Source organism: Herpetosiphon llansteffanensis (genome assembly GCF_003205875.1).
Lineage (GTDB): Bacteria > Chloroflexota > Chloroflexia > Chloroflexales > Herpetosiphonaceae > Herpetosiphon > Herpetosiphon llansteffanensis.
The window spans coordinates 85968-107107 of the sequence record NZ_PUBZ01000114.1 but is presented as its reverse complement, the minus strand read 5'-3'; the positions used below and the strand labels follow the sequence as shown (position 1 = coordinate 107107).

Genomic DNA, 21140 nt, shown 5'->3' with positions numbered 1-21140 from the left:
ATGCAACATTTTTATAATAGCGAGCTAGGCCAGATTCTCGCACTCGATCCCAACCAAACCTATGCTTCGATTCCCGTAGTTTGTGCCATGCTGGAGATTCCGCATGCGCCGCAACTCAAACGCATTAAAGCTCATGCCACCTTGGCCGATGGCTTACGGCAACTGCGCGTGCCAAATCTCGATGGCGAGGATGAGCGCCAGCCATGTTTGCGGATCGATCTGATTCCCTTGTGGGTGGCAGGGCTTGATCCCAAAAGCGTGAGTGCTGAGGCAGCGCCAGTTGTTCAAGCTTTGAGCAACGAAATGGCCTCGGTGCTGTGGCAGAGCTTTCGCCCGCAAGGCTTTGAAACCAACGACCAACTATTGCCCAACCGTTGGGAGCAAACCCAAGCAGAAGTGGCCTATCGTGGGGCATTGGCCGTTGCCAACCTGACCCGTGAGCAGATGTTGCTTGAGCGCCAGCTCAGCGCCGATGTTGAGGCCCGCGAAATGGGCGGCATGAGTGCCGAAATTGAGGCCAACGCCGTGTTATTGGCCCGAACGGTGCGGCGGGTAGCTCAAGTGGTGGGCGAACGCTCGCGGCGCAACGAATATCCGGCGATTTTCGATGGCTTGTATCGCCAATGGGGCATTACAACCTACCGCCGCATGCCGCAAGCACGGCTCAACGAAGCCTTGGCCTGGCTCGAACGCTGGTATGGCGATGCACTCGGCGAACCAGAACCAATGCCAGATATTTAAAAGGATGAAGGATGAGGGATGAAGGATGAAGATTCACAGAACAAAGAACAAATCAAAAGCCAAAAGAGTAGCTTTAAACGCAGAGGCACAGAGAACCGAATTATGAGGGATGAAGGATGAAGATTCACAGAACAGAGAACAAATCAAAAGCCAAAAGAGTAGCTTTAAACGCAGAGGTGTAGAAGTGACCGAAGGATGAAATAGGGGCGAGGGGTCAGGATTCAGGGGCTAGGTGTACTGATACATTGGATTGGCAACGAGGATCATGCCCTCACCCCCCGCCCCCCTCTCCCACTGAACGCGGGCGAGGGGGAGTCGAGTCAATCATCGTTTAACGACACATTTCGACAGAACTACGGGGTAAAAGCCCCGCGCCACGGGAGAGGGGTTGGGCAGGCGGTGGTTAACGTCATGCACCAGTACAGCTAGGCTATGGGCCGATGGCTTCATCCCTCATCCCTCATCCCTAACTTCTCTCTGCGCCTCTGCGTTAAATTGTTGCCTTTTATGCTCTCCGTTCTTTTGCCTTTTGCCTTTTGATTTTCATCCCTCATAATTCATAATTCATCCTTCTTCTATGTTCTATGTTCTATGCTCTATGTTCTCGAATTAGCCCAAAATCCCGCCGACAAGGCTGCCGCCATCCATGGTCATCACTGTGCCGGTAGTAAAGGCGGCGGCATCACTGGCCAGATACAAGGCAGCGGCGGCAACTTCGTCGACCGTGCCAATTCGGCCTAGTGGTGTGCCAGCCACAATTTTCTGATTCAGATCTTCGTTATCCCACAGCGCTGAGCTAAATTTGGTTTTGATCAAGCCTGGGGCCAAGGCATTAACCCGAATATTAAAGGGGCCGAGTTCTTGGGCTAGCTGCTTGGTTAGGGCAATCACGGCAGCCTTGGAGATGCTGTAGATGCCCATCGCCGTGGCTGGTTGCAAGCCTGCTACCGAAGCAACATTGATAATCGAGCCGCCACCTTGGGCCTGCATGGCCTCAGCCGCCGCTTGGATCAGCCAAAAATAGCCTTTAACATTGACCTCGTAGGTTTTATCCCATTGGGCAGCATCGGAGTTGAGCAACGGGCCGAAATGCGGATTGGTGGCGGCATTATTGACCACAATATCAATGCGTCCCCATTCGGCCAAGGTTTGGGCGACCACCGCTTGCACTTGCTCGCGCTTGCCAGTGTGGCAGGCCAAGGCCAAGGCCGTGCCACCAGCTTGATTGATGCTATCGGCGACGGTTTGCAGGCTTTCTAATTTGCGCGCACAAACGACAACCTTCGCTCCTGCTCGGGCAAACTGTTGGGCAATTGCCTCGCCAATACCCCGTGATGCACCAGTTACGATTGCCACCTTGCCACTTAAATCGAATGTCGTCATTGGCATTACTCCTAGTTCAAGGGCGATGCTGCTCTGGCCGAAACAGCTGCTGATCGCCTTGGCTCATCCACGTCTATCTTAGCAAAGATTCGGATTTTCGGCAGCAAATTGATCAAGTTGCTGCTCGCGGGCATCGGCCAGCAGCGTTTTATAGGCTGGGCCTGGCTTAATGCCTTGGGCTTGCAAATCGCGGCCCGTTAGTTGGCTAACAATTGGGCGTAAATAGTGCAAGTAATAGCCAATTTGCTGTTGAATGAAGGGCGTTTGAGCACTCGCCCAAACCTGCAAAACCAACGGCTCAAACACGCTAAGCAAGCGATCAAGCTTGCCTGCTGACAGCTTAGGGTTTAGCAGCGAAGCAGCAGTATTCGCTAACGTATGCCATTGTTCAACTGCTTGGCGAATGGGCTTGGGCAGGCCAAAGCGTTTGGTTTGGGCTTGGGCTGCGCTTGGTGCAAGTTGGCTCATCAACAACAACCAGCAAATCGCCAATTGATCGTTAGGCAAATGGATAAGCAATGTTTGGGCTTGTTGATTGAAGGCTTGTGGCCAAGAACAGCCAAATAGTTGCTGCAGCACACCCCATTCATCAGCCAAGCTTAACGCTTTGAACACACTTGGCTCGCTTAATAGCAAACCCAATTCATTCCACAAACGAGCGGGCGTGGTCTGATCAAGCCATGGCAAACCTTGCTGCAACCACTCGGCGGTGGATGGCTCAAGCCTAAATGCTAAGCGCGCTGCAAAGCGCAAGGCGCGCAAGATGCGGGTTGGGTCATCGATAAAACTCCGCTCATGCAACACCCGAATCAAACCACGCTCAAGATCAGCCAAACCATTGTGCGGATCAATGATGCTGGTCGGCTGATTGGCAAGCTGCAAGGCCAAACAGTTGATGGTAAAATCGCGCCGCGCCAGATCATCAGCCAAGCCAGCAAAATTCACAACAGGCAAAGCCGCAGGCTGGGGATAGTGCTCACGGCGCGCAGAAATCAGATCTAAGCTGACCAACGTACCAGCATTCAGCCAACTCACGGTTGCGGTACCAAATGGCTGGTGAGTATGCAACTGATCAGGCCAAACGGTGGCCCAAGCCTCGGCTAGCGCAATTGCATCGCCCTCAACCACCAGATCAATATCGCCAACTGGACGCTCCAGTAGCCAATCGCGAACGCAACCACCAACCACATAGCAGGCCAAACCATGCTCGGCAGCATACTGAATCAGCCACCAGATGCGTTGCTGCAATGGGGCGGTAGCTTGGTTGAAAAACGCGGCAAGATCATACAACATTGAGCGATCTCACATAAAAAAATGCCCTCACTCGCAATGAGTGAGGGCATTGTAACCGACAATTGAGCGAAACTTACGACTTGCTAACCAATGGCAAGAACATCTTGAACACAGCTTGAACTGCTTCGATTGCAACGTCGACATTTGCTTGGTTGCGATCAGCAGCTGAACTATAGACAAAGCTGTTGGTCAAGGTGCCAGCTTGGGTTGCGCGAGCGCGGTAGGTCAAGGTCAGCGTACCAGGTTCGCCAGTGCCAACCGAAGTACAGATGGTTGTACCAGCAGTTGGAACATTGGCGCTGGTTGAGCTATCGCCACTGTAGTAGTAGCTTGAGCCAACCGTGCCATCCAGGTTCTCGATGCCAACTGAAACACCATCGGCAAACGTGGTCAAGTTGCCAGTGAGCGTACCATAGACAGTACAGAACTCTGACTCAACGCCATCGGCGCGGGCATAGTTGGTAAAGTTGAGGTTTGAAGTTGGTGCATCATATTGTTGAGCACCTTCATATTCAACTGCGAGGTATGGAACGGTAGGAGCGTTTGGATTCACTCCATTAACAAACAAGGCATAGTATTCCCCGCCACCTTCATCTGAGGCACCAGTTCCATTCAAATCCAAGTCCGTCCAAAGACCTGCATACAGACCATTGGGAATAACCGAACTTGGCATATTTTGGGCAATGTAGTTACCAGTAGTTCCTTGCACACTAGCAGGATTGAACTGAATCATCCCATTTGTCCAGAGTTTTATTGCTGCGTAATTAACATCGTAGGCACGAATACGGAAATTACCAAGCGGTAAGTTTGGCGCTTCTTCATCGCACTCAACTGAAGCAATAGCTGCACAAATCGCTGTAGTGTTCGGATCGGCTGAAACATCGAAGTTATCGAATGCTACGCCACCATTGCGGCTATCGCTGAACATATACTCGCGATCAGCGCCGACAACTGAGCCACTCCATGTGATGGTGCGGGTTGCTGCATTGTAGCTAGCGCCAGCAGGCAAGCTGCTTGCATCCAATTCTAAGCCGACAGGCAAGGTATTGGTTACATAGAAGGTATCGGCGAGGCTAGCATAGTTGGAAATCGTCAAGGTATAGGTGACGTATTCGCCAACATCAACCGTTGTATCACTGACTGCGACGTTAAGTTCTGGTTCTAAGACTTCGAGCTTGAAGGTCGTGCGGCCAATATCACCTGGGGTTGATGCGCTAGTGCCAAGGTCGAATTCGCCGAACCAAACATCACCAGCTGTGAGGGCTGGCTCGTTCCAGGAAATATCAACGCTGAATGGAGCGCTGCCTGAAACATTGGCTGGGCCAACAACATCCCAGTTACCAAGGTTAGTGGTTGGAATATAGTAGGCTTCGAGCGTAATTGAATCGGGCGCATTGACTGATGCCTGCCAGTTTTGCACCAAGATAACATACGTCCCAGCCGTTGGATTTGGCAGCGTTACTGTTTCCAAAGCCCCTGGGGATGTTGAGTCACCGACGGCTTCGTCTTCTTGAGGAATGCCATCGCCGTTGGCATCGCGGAAAACATACAGATCAATATCTTCAGCGGTTGTTTCGGTGATCTGGGCAACAAATTTACTTGCGCCAGCAGGCACCACAAACGACTCAAGGAAGACCCCATCGGTTAAGTCATCGTCAATAATATCAGGTGTGCTGTCACCAGTAATCACTTCGGTAACGCGCAAACCTTTGGTCAAACCAAATTCGCGGATAGTTAAGTTGGTTACATTGACAGCGTTATAGCCACCAACAGTCACCTTACCACTATCGCGGCGGGTGGTTGCCGAAGCCTCGCTTGGAATGCCACCAGCCATTGCCTTGACTGCAATTGGGAAGTGAACGGCTGGCGCGCGGTTGGCCGATTCGGTCAAGCGCAACTCGCCAAAGATCCAATTACCATTGATTGGGCGGCCAGCAACATTGGCCTTGATTGTGATGGTTCCGGTTGCACCTGGAGCCAAGTTCAAGCTTGCAGGAGTTGCAGTGACCGTCACTGGCGAGGTTGAACCGCTAACAGTCCAAGTTGTTGCAACATTCAAGGTATTCTTGACTGTCCGAGTCCAAGTACATTCAATTGCACATGCGTCGTTAGCAGCGCTTGCAATGTTCAAGGTTGCTGGGTTGCCACCAGCATCTGGGTCGGCAGCTACAAAGTTTTCAACGGTTTCGTTCAACACGAGACCAGCGCTAAATATTTTGGTTGGATCGACGCGGCCAGCACCCATGTTGAATGGATCGGCTGGAGTTACGCCATCGGGCTTGACAACACTGGTCTTAGCAGTTGTCATCAAGGCCGATTTGATTTCAAATGGCGACCAATTGCTATATTTTTGGCGCATCAAGGCGGTCAGACCAGCATTGTGCGGGCTTGACATTGAGGTGCCACCAATAACTTGGAACAACTCGCCATCAACGAAAGCGTCGTCCCAAACAAAAGCGGTATGCCCAGCGTTAACATCAACGCCAATCATGGTTACGTCTGGTTTGATCAAGTTCTTGACTGGCGAAGGACCCATTGAGCTGAAGCCAGCCATCTTATCGCCAGAGCCATTAACTTTGACCCCACCATCGGCTTTACCGGTGACGGTGCCTGATTGAACGTAGGTTACCAAGGCTTCGCCAGCTGCGCTTTCCAAGGTTGCGTTCTTTTCGAGGTGAACACACACTTTGGCGCAGTAATCGGCAACAATCCCTTGGTTATCAAGATTGTTAACGATGATCCCGCCGCCAGCGCCACCAGCAAACACGTTAGCGTATTTGAGCACGCGGGCATTGTTACCACGGCGACAAATCACGATGTCTGTTGCTTGGAAGGTACCAGGCGCATAGGGATTTCGACACTCGCTTGGATTAAGGGTTTCACTTCCTTGCGGTGGAGCCAATTTAATTTGGCCAGTGACCGAGCCTGGGTAGAGTGAAGCACCAACCAATGGGGTTGGGGCAGCACCAGTGCCACCGCTTAAGTTGCTAATATAGCCCTTGAATTCGCGGGCTTGGGTACTAGCAGCAACCGTAATCAACCATGGCGAGTCGTGACCAACGCTGCCAACCGTTCCAGCGTTACCAGCCGAAGCGCTAACAATCACGCCAGATGCGTTGGCATTACGGAAGGCAATTTCAACAGGATCAGTCCATGGTGCTTCACCACCGCTGATCGAGTAGTTCAAAACATGAACGCCGTCGATCAAGGCTTGGTTGATTGCTGAAATGGAGTCGCCACCACTACAGCGACCATCGTCAGTGACAGTTGGCAAACGTTCCCAACATACTTTGTAGGCGATAATGCGGGCGCGAGGTGCAACACCTGAAACAATCCCGAAGGGTGAAGCAGTACCGCCGTTACCGCCAGCAGTCGTGGCGGTGTGGGTACCGTGACCGCTTTGGTCCATTGGTGATTTCATTTCGCCAGCGTTAGCGAGATTACCACCGTTATAGAACCAAGCCCCAATCAGCTTGTCATTACAGGGGCCAAAGCTACCATCTTGGATTTGATTTGCTGGTGGAGTTGGTGCACAAACACCTTTATAACCACCTGTCCATGCGCTATAATCGCCACCAACTGGTGATGGATCGCGCAATGATGGGTGGATGCCAGTGCTGGTCACGGTGCTTGAAGGGTTGTAGATACCGCTATCGATAACCCCAATCACAATGTTTTCACCGGCGTTGGTGCCAGTTGGGCCACCATTAAGGTTTTGCCAAAAACTAGCAGTGCCAATAAATTGGTTGCTGCTATCAGTATCAAGCTTGTGAATGGTATCAACTGATACTGAAGCAACATCAGGGTGGTTGCGCAGCACAGTAATCGCCGAAACATCAACTTCCAAGAACATCCCGTTCAAGGCTACTTGATAATCGGCAATCTGTTTGATTTGGTTTGATTTGGCTTGAACATCATTGAGGAAGCTTGCATGCTGAGCATCAAGGTATTGCAAGTAGGCTTGTGATTCAGCTGTCTTGACATCAAGCTGGTTGCGGCCAGTTTGCGCATTGGCAGTGGCCTTCAAGCCATTAACTTCGCCAGCATAGGTTGCCAACGGAGCTTCGTGGAACTGAACAATAACTTTAACCGAGCCAGACTTGGTAAATTCACCATACAATGGGGCAAGGGTGGGTTTGCTTGAACGGTTAGCAGTGCTTTGATTCACTTGCAGCGAATCAGTAGCCGTTTCGACACTGGGCTTGAGGGGTTCTGCTGCCCGCGTGACGTTGTTAGCGCTCAAATTGCTCGCCAACATGGTTAACAATGCTAAAACCGTTGCTAAACGAGTGTAACGATGTTTCACTACCAGTTACTCCTTCAGCTATATCGAATTCAGACCTGGGCGAATTGGAAATACAACGACGAAAATAAGCCTCCTTATCGACAGTGCCGTAATTCGTATATCAATCTATAGCCTGAACCAAACTAGCGCTAAGCCTAGTTGTGGCAGATGATTGCAGAGAGAACCCCGTGGCTGAGAATAGTACAACCGATTTGGGGAGAGTTTAGAATAGTACGCCCATTTGGCGCTGGTTGGGAATAAAAAAGCGGGACTAATTGGTGATTGTTGATTTGATGCGATGTATTATAACACACTCTCTCTAAGATGAAGAACTGATTAAGGGGTGATTATTCGGCAAATTACGGGGTAGCCTCGTTGGACTTGTAGGCTATCTGCCGCCTCAGAATCCCACCAAAAGAGCTGTTTCTTGACACAAAATGCCGTGTTATGATTAACCTAAACCATTGCGAAATGTGATGATTTAACCAGGTTTTTAGGAGTACGACATGGCCCCTGTAAAAGTAGTTTTGCCAAATGGTCTGCGGATTTATACCGATGAAATGCCTCATACCCATTCGGTCTCGATGGGTATTTTTACCCAAGTTGGTTCGCGCTACGAAAATGCTCGCCTAACTGGGATTTCGCATTTTTTAGAGCATATGTTTTTTAAAGGCACCGCCAAATATCCCACTGCCAAAGATTTAAGCGATGCCATCGAAGGGATTGGCGGCTATATCAACGCCTCTACGTCCTACGATACAACCTGTTATTACTGTAAAGTTGCCAATATTCACACCGAACGTGGCATCGATGTACTAACTGATATGCTCAACGCCGCTTTATTCGAGCCAAAAGAAATTGAAAAAGAACGTGGGGTGATTCAAGAGGAAATTAAAATGTCGCTCGATGTGCCCGCCCAATGGGTCCATCAGTTGCTCGATGAATTAATGTGGGGCGATCAGCCAATTGGGCGCGATATTGCTGGCACGCTCGAAAGTGTTGGCTCGTTTACCCGTGAGGATCTTTTAGCCTATCGCGATCAGCATTATGTTGCTGGTAACACGGTCATCTCGTTGGCTGGCAACTTTAATAGCACCGAAATTGTCGATCGCTTAACCAGCCTCTTTGGCAGTTATCGCAGCCTTGAAGTGCCCAAGCCAATCGCAACCAGTAGTTTTGGCAACGCTCCAGTGGTGCATCTGCTCAATAAACCAACCGAACAAACCAATTTTGTGCTCGGACTGAAGTCGTTTGGCTATGGCGATAGCGACCGCTGGGCCTTGAGTGTACTCGATAGTATCCTTGGCGGCGGTATGTCGTCGCGCTTGTTCCAAGAAATTCGCGAAGAACGCGGCTTGGCCTATAGCGTCGGCTCCTACACCGCCGAATACGACGACGCTGGCAAGTGGATTATCTATGGCGGCGTTGAGGTCAGCAAGGCCGTCGATGCGATTAGTGCAGTCATCGCAGAGTTGCGCAAATTACGCGATAACGGGGTTACAGCAGCAGAATTACTTCGCATCAAAGAGCAAGTTAAAGGTGGCATGTTGCTTGGGCTTGAGGATACATGGTCGGTCGCCAATCGCAATGCGCGCCACGAACTACGCTACGGCAAAGTTATTCCAGTCGAGCAAATTGTTGCTTGGATCGAGGCCGTGACCTTGGAAGATATTCAACGTGTAGCGCAGCGCCTAATTCGCCCAGATAACTTATACTTAGCAATCATTGGCCCGCATGCCGAGGCCGCTGAGTTTGAACACGCTATTACGTTATAGCACTTCGCCGCACATAGCTGGTTGGCAATGCCGCCAACCAGCAGCTATTGCAAGCATAAGGAGAACACCGCGTGAGCCGTTTTGATGAAATGCGCATTTTTAGCGGGTCGGGCAACCCAACCCTAGCGCAGGCGATCAGCTCGTACATTGGCATCCGCCACGGTGAACTGAGTATCCATACTTTTCCTAATGAAAATATTTTTGTCAAAATTGAAGAGAGTGTCCGCGAACAAGATGTGTTCGTGGTGCAATCATTAGGTTCTCCGCTTAACCACTTGATTATGGAAATGTTGATTATGCTCGATGCCTTCAAACGGGCTTCTGCTGGTCGCATTACCGCCGTTATTCCCTACCTCGCCTATGGCCGTACCGATAAAAAAGACCAACCGCGCGTGCCAATTACCGCCCGTTTATTGGCCGATTTGATTGTGGCTGCTGGCGCGCAACGAGTGCTGACCCTCGATTTGCATGCAGGCCAAGTTCAAGGCTTCTTCAGCGTTCCAGTCGATGAAATGAGCACCATGCACTTGCTGACCAACGAGGTCAAATCGTGGGGCTTGGAAAATGGCATCATCGTTTCGCCAGGCTTGGGCTTTGCCAAAAAAGCGCGCAACTTTGCCGAAGCAGTCAATATGCCCCTGGCCTTGGTCGAAAAACGCCGCATCAATCACCAAGATGGTTCGGTTGGCCATTTGGCAATTTTAGGCGATGTTGCAGGCCACGATTGTGTGATTGTCGATGATGAAGTTGCGACCGGCCATACCATGATTCGGGTTTCGGAGCTATTGATGGAACGCGGCGCACGTTCAGTCCGCGCCTGCTGTATCCATCCATTGTTCTATGGCGATTCGGTTGAACGGCTCAAAAATAGCCCAATCGAGCGCTTCGTCACCACCGATACCATCACCTTGCCACCAGAAAAACGCTGGCCCGCCTTGGTGGTTAAATCGGTTGCACCACTCTTGGGCGAAGTCATTCAACGGATTCACACTGGTATTTCGGTCGGCGCAATGTTCCCTGCTGGCCCACAAATTGGCCGCTGGTAAGGCTTAATTATCCAATCAATTTGCTTAGCACGAAGATTTAACGCGCTTGCTGCTTTAAATCTTCGTGGTGTTTAACCTGCTACAAGGATGTTCGATGATGCCTAGTTCAACTGATGTTTTAGTGATTGGCGGCGGCGCAACAGGCACGGGGGTCTTGCGCGATTTGGCAATGCGTGGCTTGCGCTGCACGTTGGTCGAGCGCCGCGATTTGGCCGATGGCACAACCGGACGCTACCACGGCTTACTCCATTCTGGCGCGCGCTATATTGGCCGCGACCGCGAAGCAGCCCGCGATTGCGCAATCGAAAACCAGATTTTGCGCCGCATTATTCCCCATTGCATCGAAGATACCAGTGGCTATTTTGTTTCAACGCCCCACGATCCGAAACGCTATGCTGAAGAATTTTTGGGCTTGTGCTTTGCCGCAGGTGTGCCTGCCCAGCAAGTGCGGGTCAGCACGCTCTTGCAACGTGAGCCAGCACTCAATCGCGGCATTTCGCACGCGTTCGAGGTTGCCGACGGTTCAGCTGATGCTTTTTTAACGGTCGAGGCCAATGTGCGTTCAGCTCGTGAGTATGGCGGGCAGACCTTACTCTATCACGAAGTGGTTGATTTAATTGTCGAAGCAGGCACGGTTGTTGGCGCTCGCTTGCGCAACAGCTTAACTGGCGAGGAATTTAATCTAGCCTGCAGCGCGGTAATTAATGCTGCTGGGGCTTGGGCTGGAAAAATTGCCGCAATGGCTGGAGTTGCAGTCGATATTGTGGCTGGCAAGGGCGTGATGGTGGCCTTCAATCATCGCCTCGTCAATAGCGTGATTAATCGTTGCAAGCAGCCAGGCGATGGCGATATTATTGTGCCAGTGCGCACGGTTTGCGTTGCTGGCACCACCGATGAAAGCGTGCCCGACCCCGATGATCGCTCGATGCTGGCCCATGAAATTGCCACCGTTTTAGATGAAGGCGAGATTTTGATTCCTGGCTTGGCCCAGGCCCGCATGCTGCGCGCGTGGGCTGGCGTGCGTCCACTCTATCGCGAACAGGTTACCACCGATGATCGCGAACTAAGCCGCGATTTCAAGGTGCTTGATCACATCCAACGCGACGGCGTGGCTGGCTTTGTCTCAATCGTTGGCGGCAAATACACGACCTATCGAATGATGGCCGAACGCACGGTTGATGTGGTTGCCAAGCAGCTTGGCAATAGCACGCCATGTCGTACCGCCGACGAAGCAATTCCAGCTCCTGATCAGCGCCGCTTGTTTACGGTTGGCGCGCCGCTGGCAAGCATCGAGGCCGAACAAAGCTATGGCGATTTGATTTGTGAATGTGAGTTGGTGACACGCCAACGGCTGCTCGATGCATGGCAAGCAGGCGCAACCAGCATCGACGATTTGCGCCGCGATACACGCATCGGCATGGGGCCATGCCAAGGCGGATTTTGCACCATGCGCACTGCGGCGTTGGCCTACGAAGCCAAGGTTGCCGACCCCCAACAGAGCGTTGCGGCGATTGAAGATTTTTTGCAGGAGCGCTGGCGGGGCATTCAGCCAATTCTCTGGGGCGATCAGTTGCGCCAAGCACGGCTTGATGAGCAGATTTACCTCAATTTGCTGAATGTGCAACCTGAGGAAAGCCAAGAATGAAGCAGCAACTTGCCAGCTGGCAACAGCGAGCGCGCCAACTCAAACAGCACATAAGCATCTTGCTGCTTGCATGGCGCGATCCACGCGTGCCGTGGTATGTCAAAGCCTTGGCACTTTGCACGCTTGGCTATGCATTCAGTCCCATCGATCTGATTCCCGATTTTATTCCGGTTTTGGGCTACTTGGATGATTTGCTGCTGCTGCCACTTGGAATTATGTTAACAATCAGACTTATTCCAGCAGACGTTTGGCAAGAATATAGCCTCAAAGCACAACAAAGCCAACCGCAAGCCAAGCCTGTAAGCTATGTTGCTGCGGGCTTGATTATTGGGCTATGGCTTGGCGCAGCGTGGCTCGTATTTCGCAGCATATGGTAATTAACTATTCAATCAAAAGTCGCTTAACGAAGTAGAAAAGCAATGCTATACTAGGGCACTGAGCAAACGCACCAATCAATGAGGGAAGAACAATGCAAATCGCCGGATTATTAACCGAGGCTCGCAATGCCTTGCGTGTAGGAGATCGCGCCAAAGCCAAGCAATTGGCTTCGCAAGCCTTACGCCTTGATAGCAAACACATTGAAACATGGCTGTTCTTGGCTGAGGTTGTCGAAGCCGCTGAGCAAAAACGCGATTGTTTCCAACGCGTCTTAGCGCTCGAGCCAACGAATTTGTTTGCCAAACAAGGCCTGAATCTGCTTGATACACCAGCTGCACCACCAGCGCCGCCAGCAGTTGCCAGCGTTGCATTGCCAAAATCATCATGGTTCAGTAACAATCCAGCTGAAGCAGCGCCGACCAGCGATCCAATTGCCACGCCGCCACTCCCAACCAGTGCGCCAAACACAGGCATTCGACCGTTGGCACAAGCATCAACGCCATCATTGGCCGAATTGAGCAATCTGCCAGTTAGCATGCCAGCTCCGGCAAACTATGCCCAGCCGATGCAAGCTGGCTACACGCAACCACAAATGGGCTATGTCCAACCGATGCAAGCTGGCTATACGCAGCCAACCCAAGGCTATGCGCCACCAATGGGCCAGCATGGGCAAATGCAGCCCCAATATGGCCAAGTAGCCTATCCGCACGTTCAGCCGAGCGGTGCAGCCAAGGTTTTGAAATGGCTGGTTTTTGCCACGCTTGGCTTGGTTGCGCTCTGTATTGGGTTTAGTTACTTAACCAATGCAGTCAAAACACCACCACCAACGCCCAAGGTTAGCGCCCAAGACCGCGCCACGGCGATGATCGATGCAATGGTTAAAATGGTTGCTAATCCACAAACATATACCGCCAATGGAGCGCAGATTACAGGTAAACCTTTAGTCGAAAAATACTTTAGCAAACCTTACCGCGCTCGATCGGAACAAAGTGCAACTGAAATGATTATGGGGTTGAATGCAGCAACTGATAATAGTCTTGGTACCATTGCGCCTCTGATCGCCCAAGCCTATGTGACACCGATTGAGTATGAAGTTATTTCAGAAGATAAAGATAAAAAGATCAAGCTAAGAATTATTTCAGGAGAAATGGTCATAATTACGAAAGATAATCGAATTGCCCGCTCACCACTGACTAGCATGTATGCATCAATCACCTTAGTTAATGAAGATGGCATCTGGTATGCTCATGATGTTGAAGATCCCAAATAAATCATGTCTCAAATGCTAAGATTGTTATAGAATAGAATAAGCTGTTACTCCGCCCCAATGCTGTGGCTGGTATAGTTAAGCGAGAGAGTCGAAGGCCATTCTTTGTGCGGAGGCTTAGAACTCATGGATGCAACAGCCGATATTGGCTTAATCGGATTGGCCGTCATGGGCCAAAATTTGGTCTTGAACATGAACGATCACGGCTTTGTGGTCGCTGTCTATAATCGTACAACCAGCAAGGTAGACCAGTTTCTGGCCAACGAGGCGCAAGGCACAAACGTGGTTGGAGCACACTCGTTGCAAGAGTTGGTTTCCAAGCTCAAACGCCCACGCCGCGTTATGTTGATGATTCAGGCTGGCAGCGCGGTCGATGCCACCATCGATCAGTTGGTGCCATTGCTCGAACCAGGCGATATTATCATCGATGGCGGCAACTCGTTGTTTAGCGATAGCAACCGCCGCACCGCTGACCTCGAAGCAAAAGGTTTGTTGTTCATTGGCACTGGGGTTTCTGGCGGCGAAGAGGGTGCGCGCCATGGGCCTTCGATTATGCCTGGTGGTTCGCCAGCAGCATGGCCGCATGTCAAGCCCATTTTCCAAGCCATCGCTGCCAAAGTTGATGATGGCTCGCCATGTTGCGATTGGGTTGGCGAAGGCGGCGCAGGCCACTTCGTCAAGATGGTGCACAATGGCATCGAATATGGCGACATGCAATTAATCGGCGAAACCTACGACGTGATGCGTTCGTTGGGCCTCAGCGCCGATGAAATGAGCACGGTTTTTGGCGAATGGAACGCTGGCAAGCTTGATTCGTACCTGATCGAAATTACCCGCGATATTTTGGCCTTCCGCGATACCGATGGCGCGCCGCTGGTCGATAAAATTTTGGATAGCGCAGGTCAAAAAGGTACCGGCAAATGGACGGTTGTTTCAGCCTTGGATAATGGCATTCCGCTGACGTTGATTGGCGAAGCCGTGTTTAGCCGCTTCTTGTCGGCGCTCAAAGCCGAACGGGTCGAGGCCGCCAAAGTGCTCAGCGGCCCAGCAGCACAACCAACCGCTGATCGCACGGCCTTGGTCAACGATCTGCGCGAAGCCTTGTATGCAGCCAAAATTGTTTCGTATACCCAAGGCTATATGCTGATGCGTGCAGCCGCCAATGAACAGGCATGGAACCTGAATTATGGCGGGATTGCGCTGATGTGGCGTGGTGGCTGTATCATTCGCTCAGCCTTCTTGGGCAAAATCGAAGAAGCCTATCGCAATAATCCTGAATTGGTGAATTTGTTGCTCGATCCGTATTTCAGCAACGAAGTGCAAGAATCACAAGCAGCATGGCGACGGGTCATTGCTCACGCGGTCACAGCTGGGATTCCAGTTCCAGCCCTGTCAAGCGCCTTGGCCTTCTTCGATGGCTATCGCACTGGCAACTTGCCAGCCAATTTGTTGCAAGCCCAACGCGATTACTTCGGCGCACATACCTACGAACGGGTTGATGCAGAACGCGGCAAGTTCTTCCACACCAACTGGACTGGTAAAGGCGGCACAACCACTGCCGGCACCTACCAAGCCTAAATAATTATGAAGGATGAAGGATGAATTATGAGGATCTGTTTCCCTTAAATAACAATTCATCCTTAATCACTTATGTTCGCCATTGATTGCACAGATTATTGGGCTAAAGGATGAGGGATGAAGGATGAATTATGAGGACTCTGGTTCCCTTAAATAACGATTCATCCTTCATCCCTTATGTTCGCCATTGATTGCACAGATTATTGGGCTTATGGCATTTCATCCTTCATCCCTCATAATTCATCCTTTGTATCGTTCTTTCATCCCTCATCCCTCACAATTCATCCTTTGTATCGTTCTTTCATCCCTCATCCCTCATAATTCATCCTTTTTTCAAGGGGGTTAACTATGGATTTAGGTTTAGCCGATAAAGTAGCTTTTGTGGCTGCTGGTAGTCAGGGTTTGGGCCATGCGGCGGCATTGGAATTGGCCCGCGAAGGAGCGAAAGTTGCGATTTGTGGGCGCAATCAGGCCACATTACAGCAAACTGCCGCTGCAATTCAGGCCGAAACCAACAGCGAAGTGTTGGCAGTTTCCGCCGATGTAACTGATCCAGCAGCAATTCAACATGCAATCGAGCAAACTGTAGCCCATTTTGGCGGATTGCACATTTTAGTCACCAACGCAGGCGGCCCACCACCAGGCTACTTTGATCATCTCGATGATGCAGCGTGGGAACAGGGCTGGAATCTGACCTTTATGAGCGTTGTGCGGCTGATTCGGGCAGCCTTGCCGCATTTAAAAACTGCTGGTTGGGGCCGAATTATCACCATCACCAGCGCCACCGTCAAGCAACCAATGGATGATCTGCTGATCTCCAGTGCAATTCGGCCTGGCGTGGTTGGCTTGGTACGTTCGTTGGCCACGCAGCTTGGGCCAAGTGGCATTACGGTCAATAACCTTGCGCCAGGCTTTACCTTGACCGAACGGGTAAGCGAAATTTTTGCCGCGCGCTCGGCCAGCAAAGGCACGAGCTTCGAGCACGAAGCCGCTGGCATTACCAACAACACCCCAGTTGGGCGCATGGGCCAGCCCGACGAAATTGGAGCCTTGATCGCCTTTATTGCTTCAACCCGCGCTGGCTATATCACGGGCCAAACATTCTTAATTGATGGCGGGGCTTATCGCGGCTTAGCCTAAGCAAACGTGCATTGCATGTTGGGATTAACCAAATTCAGCCAACGATCAAAAAAGGCATGCCCAACACGTGGTTAGGCACGCCTTTCAATTGAGCGTAATCGACGCTTACTTGAGGCTTTCAGCAATCTTGGTGGCTTGTTCGCCATCGATGTTGCCAGTAATTACAAAGGTTACATCTGCTTCTTGCCAGGTCAAGACAACCCCGACATTGCCACGGCCTTCAATCAAGGTGCCTTGAACGCCACGAACGGTTACTTCCGTGCCGCCACGTTCGATCTTGGCATCTGGATCATCGCCCTTGGCTTGAACCAACGTCCATTCGAGGTCAGCGCCAGCGTAGGTTTGGATCACAGTGGTTGCTTTGGCAAGGTTCAGCAATTGAACATCGCTCAAGTTTGTGCCCAAGGTTTCGCTCGGAGCCAACAAGCTGAAGCCTGCTTGCGCCTTGGCTTGATCCAAGGTCAAATCGGTGGTTGGTGCAGCTTGTTCCATTTCCTTGATCATATCGGCAATTTTGACAACTTCAGCACCAGCTGGTGGCTGAGCACTGAATACAGCTTTGTCGATGCCCTTGTTGATTTCGAGGGTTTCGGCAGCAAAGCTCACATTGCCCATATCTTTGGCATCAAGCACAAACTTGACAGGCATCCAGTTGCTATCTTCGAGCCATACGTTAATATCAACCAAAAGATCGATTGGCAATTGTTGTTGGGTATCTGCCTTTGGTGCAATGCTTACTTTATAGGTATCAAAGCCAGCAACTTTTTCTTCGCCCAAGATGGTGATCGTCAAGGCATCCAAGCCTTTTTCAACCACACTTTGCAATTGACCAAGCATTGCGGTTTGGTCCATGCGACCACGACCGCCTTGGCCTTGCTCTTGATCTGGTTGGCCCATTTGCGATTGGCTCAACTCAGCAGCGGTACCAACATACACTTTATTTTCAGCAGGCTCGTACAACCAGCCTTGCGTGCCATCGCTTACAACTTCAACGCCAACCATTTTGGCATCGTTGGCATCGAGGATTTTGGCGCGGAAGGCTTTGATTTCATTGCCATCAGCATCCTTGTTGCCAGTTTTGCTTGACCAAACTTCGGCCTTGATAAAGCCGGTCGCTTGATCCGAGGTGTAATCGACGCGCATTACCGCATGAACATCGTTGGTATTGGCTTGGCCTTCGCGGATTTTGGTAACGATGTTTTCAGCAGTGATGGCTTCTTGACCACAGCCTGCTAACACCATTGTTAACGCGAGCATCAAGCTCCACATTCGCTTGAACATTGGGTCCTCCTAGCAGTATTGAACAGTTTTATAGTAGCACGGCCCTTGGGTACAAACTAGGTCAGCGATGTAATAAATTGATGAACAGCTATTAACTACCAAAGCCATGCCCCAATCAAACTAACTGCCCAAAAACAAAACCAGATCAAGGTAGCTTGGGTCATTTTGGCCGTCGCAATCCGATCAAGGTCGAGGCCAGGAATGGCTGGGCGCAAGAGTTGGGTCATCAAATTAAACACGCTCCAAGCCACAATCAATAATTGGGCCAAGCGTAACACTGCCAACCATGGCTCGCCCCACCAAACGCCAATCAATCCCACGCCAATGCCTGCAATTAAGAGCAAACTACTGCGCCAAAGCATGGCACTCAGCAAGGCCAAATAGCTGGTTCTGCCCAAAGTTTCATGCTGAATACGGCTTTGGTTGTTGAGCAATAACCACCACGCTGGCAGTTGAATAATGGCAATAATCAACCCTAGTTGCACTACAACGCCAACCGACTGAACGACGCTTTGTTCGGCCAAATTGGGCGCACGCAATAAGAGCATATGCACGGCAATCAGCCCAGCCCAAAGCCCAATATAGCCCCAGGTTACGCGCTGGTGGCCTTGCAAAACCCCATGCACCGCGCCCGATTCGATCATCGATTCTGGGCGTGGGCGCGGCATGGCGGCGCTACGGGCGCGTGGTTTTGGTTTGGCTGGTTTTGGCGTTGCTGGAACTGGATCGTCAAGCCGCACGGTCTCACTAGGAAGCGGCACGGTTTTGCTTTCCAAAGGTTGGGTTTGGTTGCGAAAACGCTGCTCTGCTAGCTCAGCAAAATCTTCTAGGGCCGAGAGTGCTAGCTGATTATCTGGGTTAATTGCCAGCACCCGATCCAAACAATAGCGCATTTTATCGGCGGAATCGACCACGCCGCTGAGCCAAAGCCACGCTTGCTCATGGTTGGGATCGCGTTGCACAATGCTGCTTAATAATTTTCGCGCTTGTTCAACTTGGCCTTGATTCGCTGCTGCTTTGGCTGAGCGCAAGAGTTCATCAATTGATTGTTCGGTCATACTGCTTCCTCAATATTAACAAGCTTATTTTAACCGAGGTTAGCAGCACACCGCACAAGCAGTAAGGGCGGTATAATGGTAACAACCACTGATCAACGCTATCAATGGCTGCATTTGTCGTGAACGGTGCAAGCAACTGCCTGCATCGCTAGTGCGGAGTGTCAACGGTGACCTACTTCGACTCTTTGTTAATTGCCAATCGAGGCGAAATCGCGGTGCGGGTAATTCGGGCTTGTCGTTCATTGGGCATCGAGGCGATCGCCGTGTATTCCGATGCCGACGCGCGCGCCTTGCATGTTCGCGAGGCTGATCGCGCGATTCGGATCGGCCCAGCCGCCGCTGCTCAATCGTATTTGAATATCGAGGCGGTGCTTGCCGCTGCTCAGCAAACTGGCGCTCAAGCGATTCACCCAGGCTATGGCTTTCTCTCAGAAAATGCCAACTTTGCGCGGGCCTGTAGCGCCGCTGGCATCGCCTTTATTGGGCCGCCCGCCGAAGCCATCGAGGCCATGGGTTCCAAAAGCGCCGCCAAACGGCTAGCTGAATCGGTTGGCGTGCCCACGGTTCCAGGCTACAACGGCGATGATCAAAGCGAACAACGTTTGCTGAACGAAGCCGAACGCATTGGCTTCCCTTTGCTGATCAAGGCCTCAGCAGGCGGTGGTGGCAAAGGCATGCGCAGCGTGCATCGGCTTGATGAATTTTCGGCAGCTTTGGCCGCAGCACAACGCGAAGCCCTCGCAGCGTTTGGCGATAAGCATGTCCTTTTAGAAAAGCTGATCGAACGTCCACGCCATATTGAGTTTCAAATTCTCGGCGATCAGCATGGCACGATGTTGCATCTTGGTGAACGTGAATGTTCGATTCAGCGTCGCCATCAAAAAGTGCTTGAAGAATCGCCATCAATCGCCTTAACGCCAGAATTACGCGCCACGATGGGCGCAGCGGCAGTGCGATTGGCCCAAGCTGTCAATTATTCCAATGCTGGCACGCAAGAGTTTATGCTTGATGCAGATGGCAAATTTTATTTCCTCGAAATGAATACCCGCCTGCAAGTTGAGCATCCGGTGACCGAGTTGGTGACTGGCTTGGATTTGGTGCAATTACAAATTGCGATTGCTGCTGGCGAGCGCTTGCCCTTTGATCAAGCAGCAATTCAGCAAACTGGCCATGCGATTGAAGTACGGTTGTATGCAGAAGATCCAGTGCAAATGTTGCCCTCAATTGGCCAATTAACCAGCTACACGCCGCCAGAAGGCCCAGGCATTCGGCTTGATACAGGGGTGACGGTCGGCGATCATGTGACGATTAATTATGATCCAATGTTGGCAAAATTGATCGTCTGGGGCGAGCAGCGCCAACAAGCGATTGCCCGTTTGCGCTATGCGCTACAACATTTCGAGGTTAAGGGAGTTACCACCAATATTCCCTTGTTACAAGCGATTATTAACACGCCAGCCTACCACGAGGGCGCAACCACCACCGATTTTCTGCAAACTCACGCCATTAGCGAGCAATTGCAGCAGCGTCAATTGCCACCAAATTTGGCCGTGGCTGCTCGCGCCTTGTTTGATTTGGAGCCAGATCCTGCCGCAGCTTTAGTTGCTGACCCATGGAATGTGCCATGGCGTGCCGCGCAGATGCCGCATCATTTGCGCTACCAAAGTGCCGAGCAAACGCTAACGATCAAAGCCCAACCCCAAGCCCCGCAAGAATGGCAAATGACACTTGGCGACGAGCAAATTGAAATCGTGGTGCTGCGTCGCCATCTCAATCGCATGGTCGTGCGGGTTGCCGACCAAATTTACCAATGCCAGCTTGAACAAAACAGCTTGGTTTGGCAAGGCGTTGGCTATCAGATTGCGCCTGCGCCAGCACCCAGCCTTGAGCAACATCGTGGGCACAAAGGCGATGCCAGCCTTGAAGCGCCAATGCCAGGCACGATTATCAAACTACTCGTTGCCGAAGGCGAGCAGGTAAGCGCTGGTCAGCCATTATTAATTATGGAAGCCATGAAGATGGAGCACACCGTAACTGCACCCCACGCTGGCATTGTTGCCAAATTGCCCTATCGCCAAGGCCAACAAGTCAGCGGCGGCGTGGCCTTAGCCGAAATTACGGCGGAGTAAATATCGCCACAACAGCAGTAAGGGATTGATAAGCATTTAAGTTTATCGATCCCTTGTATTTTTAAGCTTGATAATTTGTTTATCTCCGTTATACTGTAACTGCCTGATATCCTTTAATATGATCCCTCACCCCCGTCTCCT

General features: G+C 51.3%; 14 protein-coding genes. 9 read left to right on the top strand and 5 right to left on the bottom strand.

Annotated features, from left to right (window positions below; all coding sequences use genetic code 11):
- Positions 1-741 (top strand): phage antirepressor N-terminal domain-containing protein, encoded by a 741-nt coding sequence (locus C5S61_RS17975; RefSeq protein WP_110517125.1) that lies wholly within the window; start codon positions 1-3, stop codon positions 739-741.
- A gap of 609 nt (positions 742-1350) precedes the next feature.
- On the opposite strand, the gene C5S61_RS17970 is transcribed toward C5S61_RS17975, so the two are convergent.
- The 3 genes from C5S61_RS17970 to C5S61_RS17960 all read right to left on the bottom strand — a co-directional run bounded on the left by C5S61_RS17970 (position 1351) and on the right by C5S61_RS17960 (position 7723).
- Positions 1351-2130 (bottom strand): glucose 1-dehydrogenase, encoded by a 780-nt coding sequence (locus C5S61_RS17970; RefSeq protein ID WP_439109058.1) that lies wholly within the window; start codon positions 2128-2130, stop codon positions 1351-1353.
- 72 nt (positions 2131-2202) lie between these two features.
- Entirely contained in the window at positions 2203-3417 is a 1215-nt protein-coding gene (locus tag C5S61_RS17965) for a CCA tRNA nucleotidyltransferase (protein WP_110517121.1), read from the bottom strand.
- 73 nt (positions 3418-3490) lie between these two features.
- Complete coding sequence (locus tag C5S61_RS17960; RefSeq protein WP_110517119.1) at positions 3491-7723, bottom strand: S8 family serine peptidase; 4233 nt, start codon at positions 7721-7723, stop codon at positions 3491-3493.
- Positions 7724-8208: 485 nt separating this feature from the next.
- Between C5S61_RS17960 and C5S61_RS17955 the strand changes: the two genes are divergently transcribed.
- The 7 genes from C5S61_RS17955 (at position 8209) to C5S61_RS17925 (ending at position 16531) form a co-directional block, all read left to right on the top strand.
- Positions 8209-9477, top strand: a complete 1269-nt coding sequence (locus C5S61_RS17955; protein ID WP_110517117.1) for a M16 family metallopeptidase — start codon at positions 8209-8211, stop codon at positions 9475-9477.
- A 71-nt stretch (positions 9478-9548) separates the two neighbouring features.
- Entirely contained in the window at positions 9549-10523 is a 975-nt protein-coding gene (locus C5S61_RS17950; RefSeq protein WP_110517115.1) for a ribose-phosphate diphosphokinase, read from the top strand.
- A 97-nt stretch (positions 10524-10620) separates the two neighbouring features.
- Positions 10621-12168, top strand: a complete 1548-nt coding sequence (gene glpA, locus C5S61_RS17945; protein ID WP_110517267.1) for an anaerobic glycerol-3-phosphate dehydrogenase subunit GlpA — start codon at positions 10621-10623, stop codon at positions 12166-12168.
- Positions 12165-12545: a YkvA family protein gene (locus C5S61_RS17940; protein ID WP_110517112.1), complete on the top strand. Its 381-nt coding sequence runs from the start codon at positions 12165-12167 to the stop codon at positions 12543-12545. Before glpA ends, C5S61_RS17940 begins: the two co-directional genes overlap by 4 nt.
- Before the next feature lie 92 nt (positions 12546-12637).
- A complete protein-coding gene (locus C5S61_RS17935) occupies positions 12638-13816 on the top strand; it encodes a tetratricopeptide repeat protein (RefSeq protein WP_110517110.1) in 1179 nt (392 codons plus the stop codon).
- Between the two features lie 123 nt (positions 13817-13939).
- Entirely contained in the window at positions 13940-15391 is a 1452-nt protein-coding gene (gene gnd, locus C5S61_RS17930; protein WP_110517108.1) for a decarboxylating NADP(+)-dependent phosphogluconate dehydrogenase, read from the top strand.
- A 348-nt stretch (positions 15392-15739) separates the two neighbouring features.
- Complete coding sequence (locus C5S61_RS17925; protein ID WP_110517105.1) at positions 15740-16531, top strand: SDR family oxidoreductase; 792 nt, start codon at positions 15740-15742, stop codon at positions 16529-16531.
- Positions 16532-16636: 105 nt separating this feature from the next.
- Here the strand turns inward: C5S61_RS17925 and C5S61_RS17920 are convergent, their stop codons facing one another.
- Both C5S61_RS17920 and C5S61_RS17915 read right to left on the bottom strand, forming a co-directional pair.
- Entirely contained in the window at positions 16637-17812 is a 1176-nt protein-coding gene (locus C5S61_RS17920; RefSeq protein WP_110517104.1) for an outer membrane lipoprotein-sorting protein, read from the bottom strand.
- A gap of 95 nt (positions 17813-17907) precedes the next feature.
- The gene (locus C5S61_RS17915; RefSeq protein ID WP_110517102.1) at positions 17908-18870 is read right to left on the bottom strand and encodes a tetratricopeptide repeat protein; all 963 of its coding nucleotides are present in this window, start codon (positions 18868-18870) and stop codon (positions 17908-17910) included.
- Between the two features lie 167 nt (positions 18871-19037).
- Between C5S61_RS17915 and C5S61_RS17910 the strand changes: the two genes are divergently transcribed.
- The gene (locus C5S61_RS17910) at positions 19038-20999 is read left to right on the top strand and encodes an acetyl-CoA carboxylase biotin carboxylase subunit (RefSeq protein ID WP_110517100.1); all 1962 of its coding nucleotides are present in this window, start codon (positions 19038-19040) and stop codon (positions 20997-20999) included.
- Positions 21000-21140 lie beyond the last annotated feature (141 nt).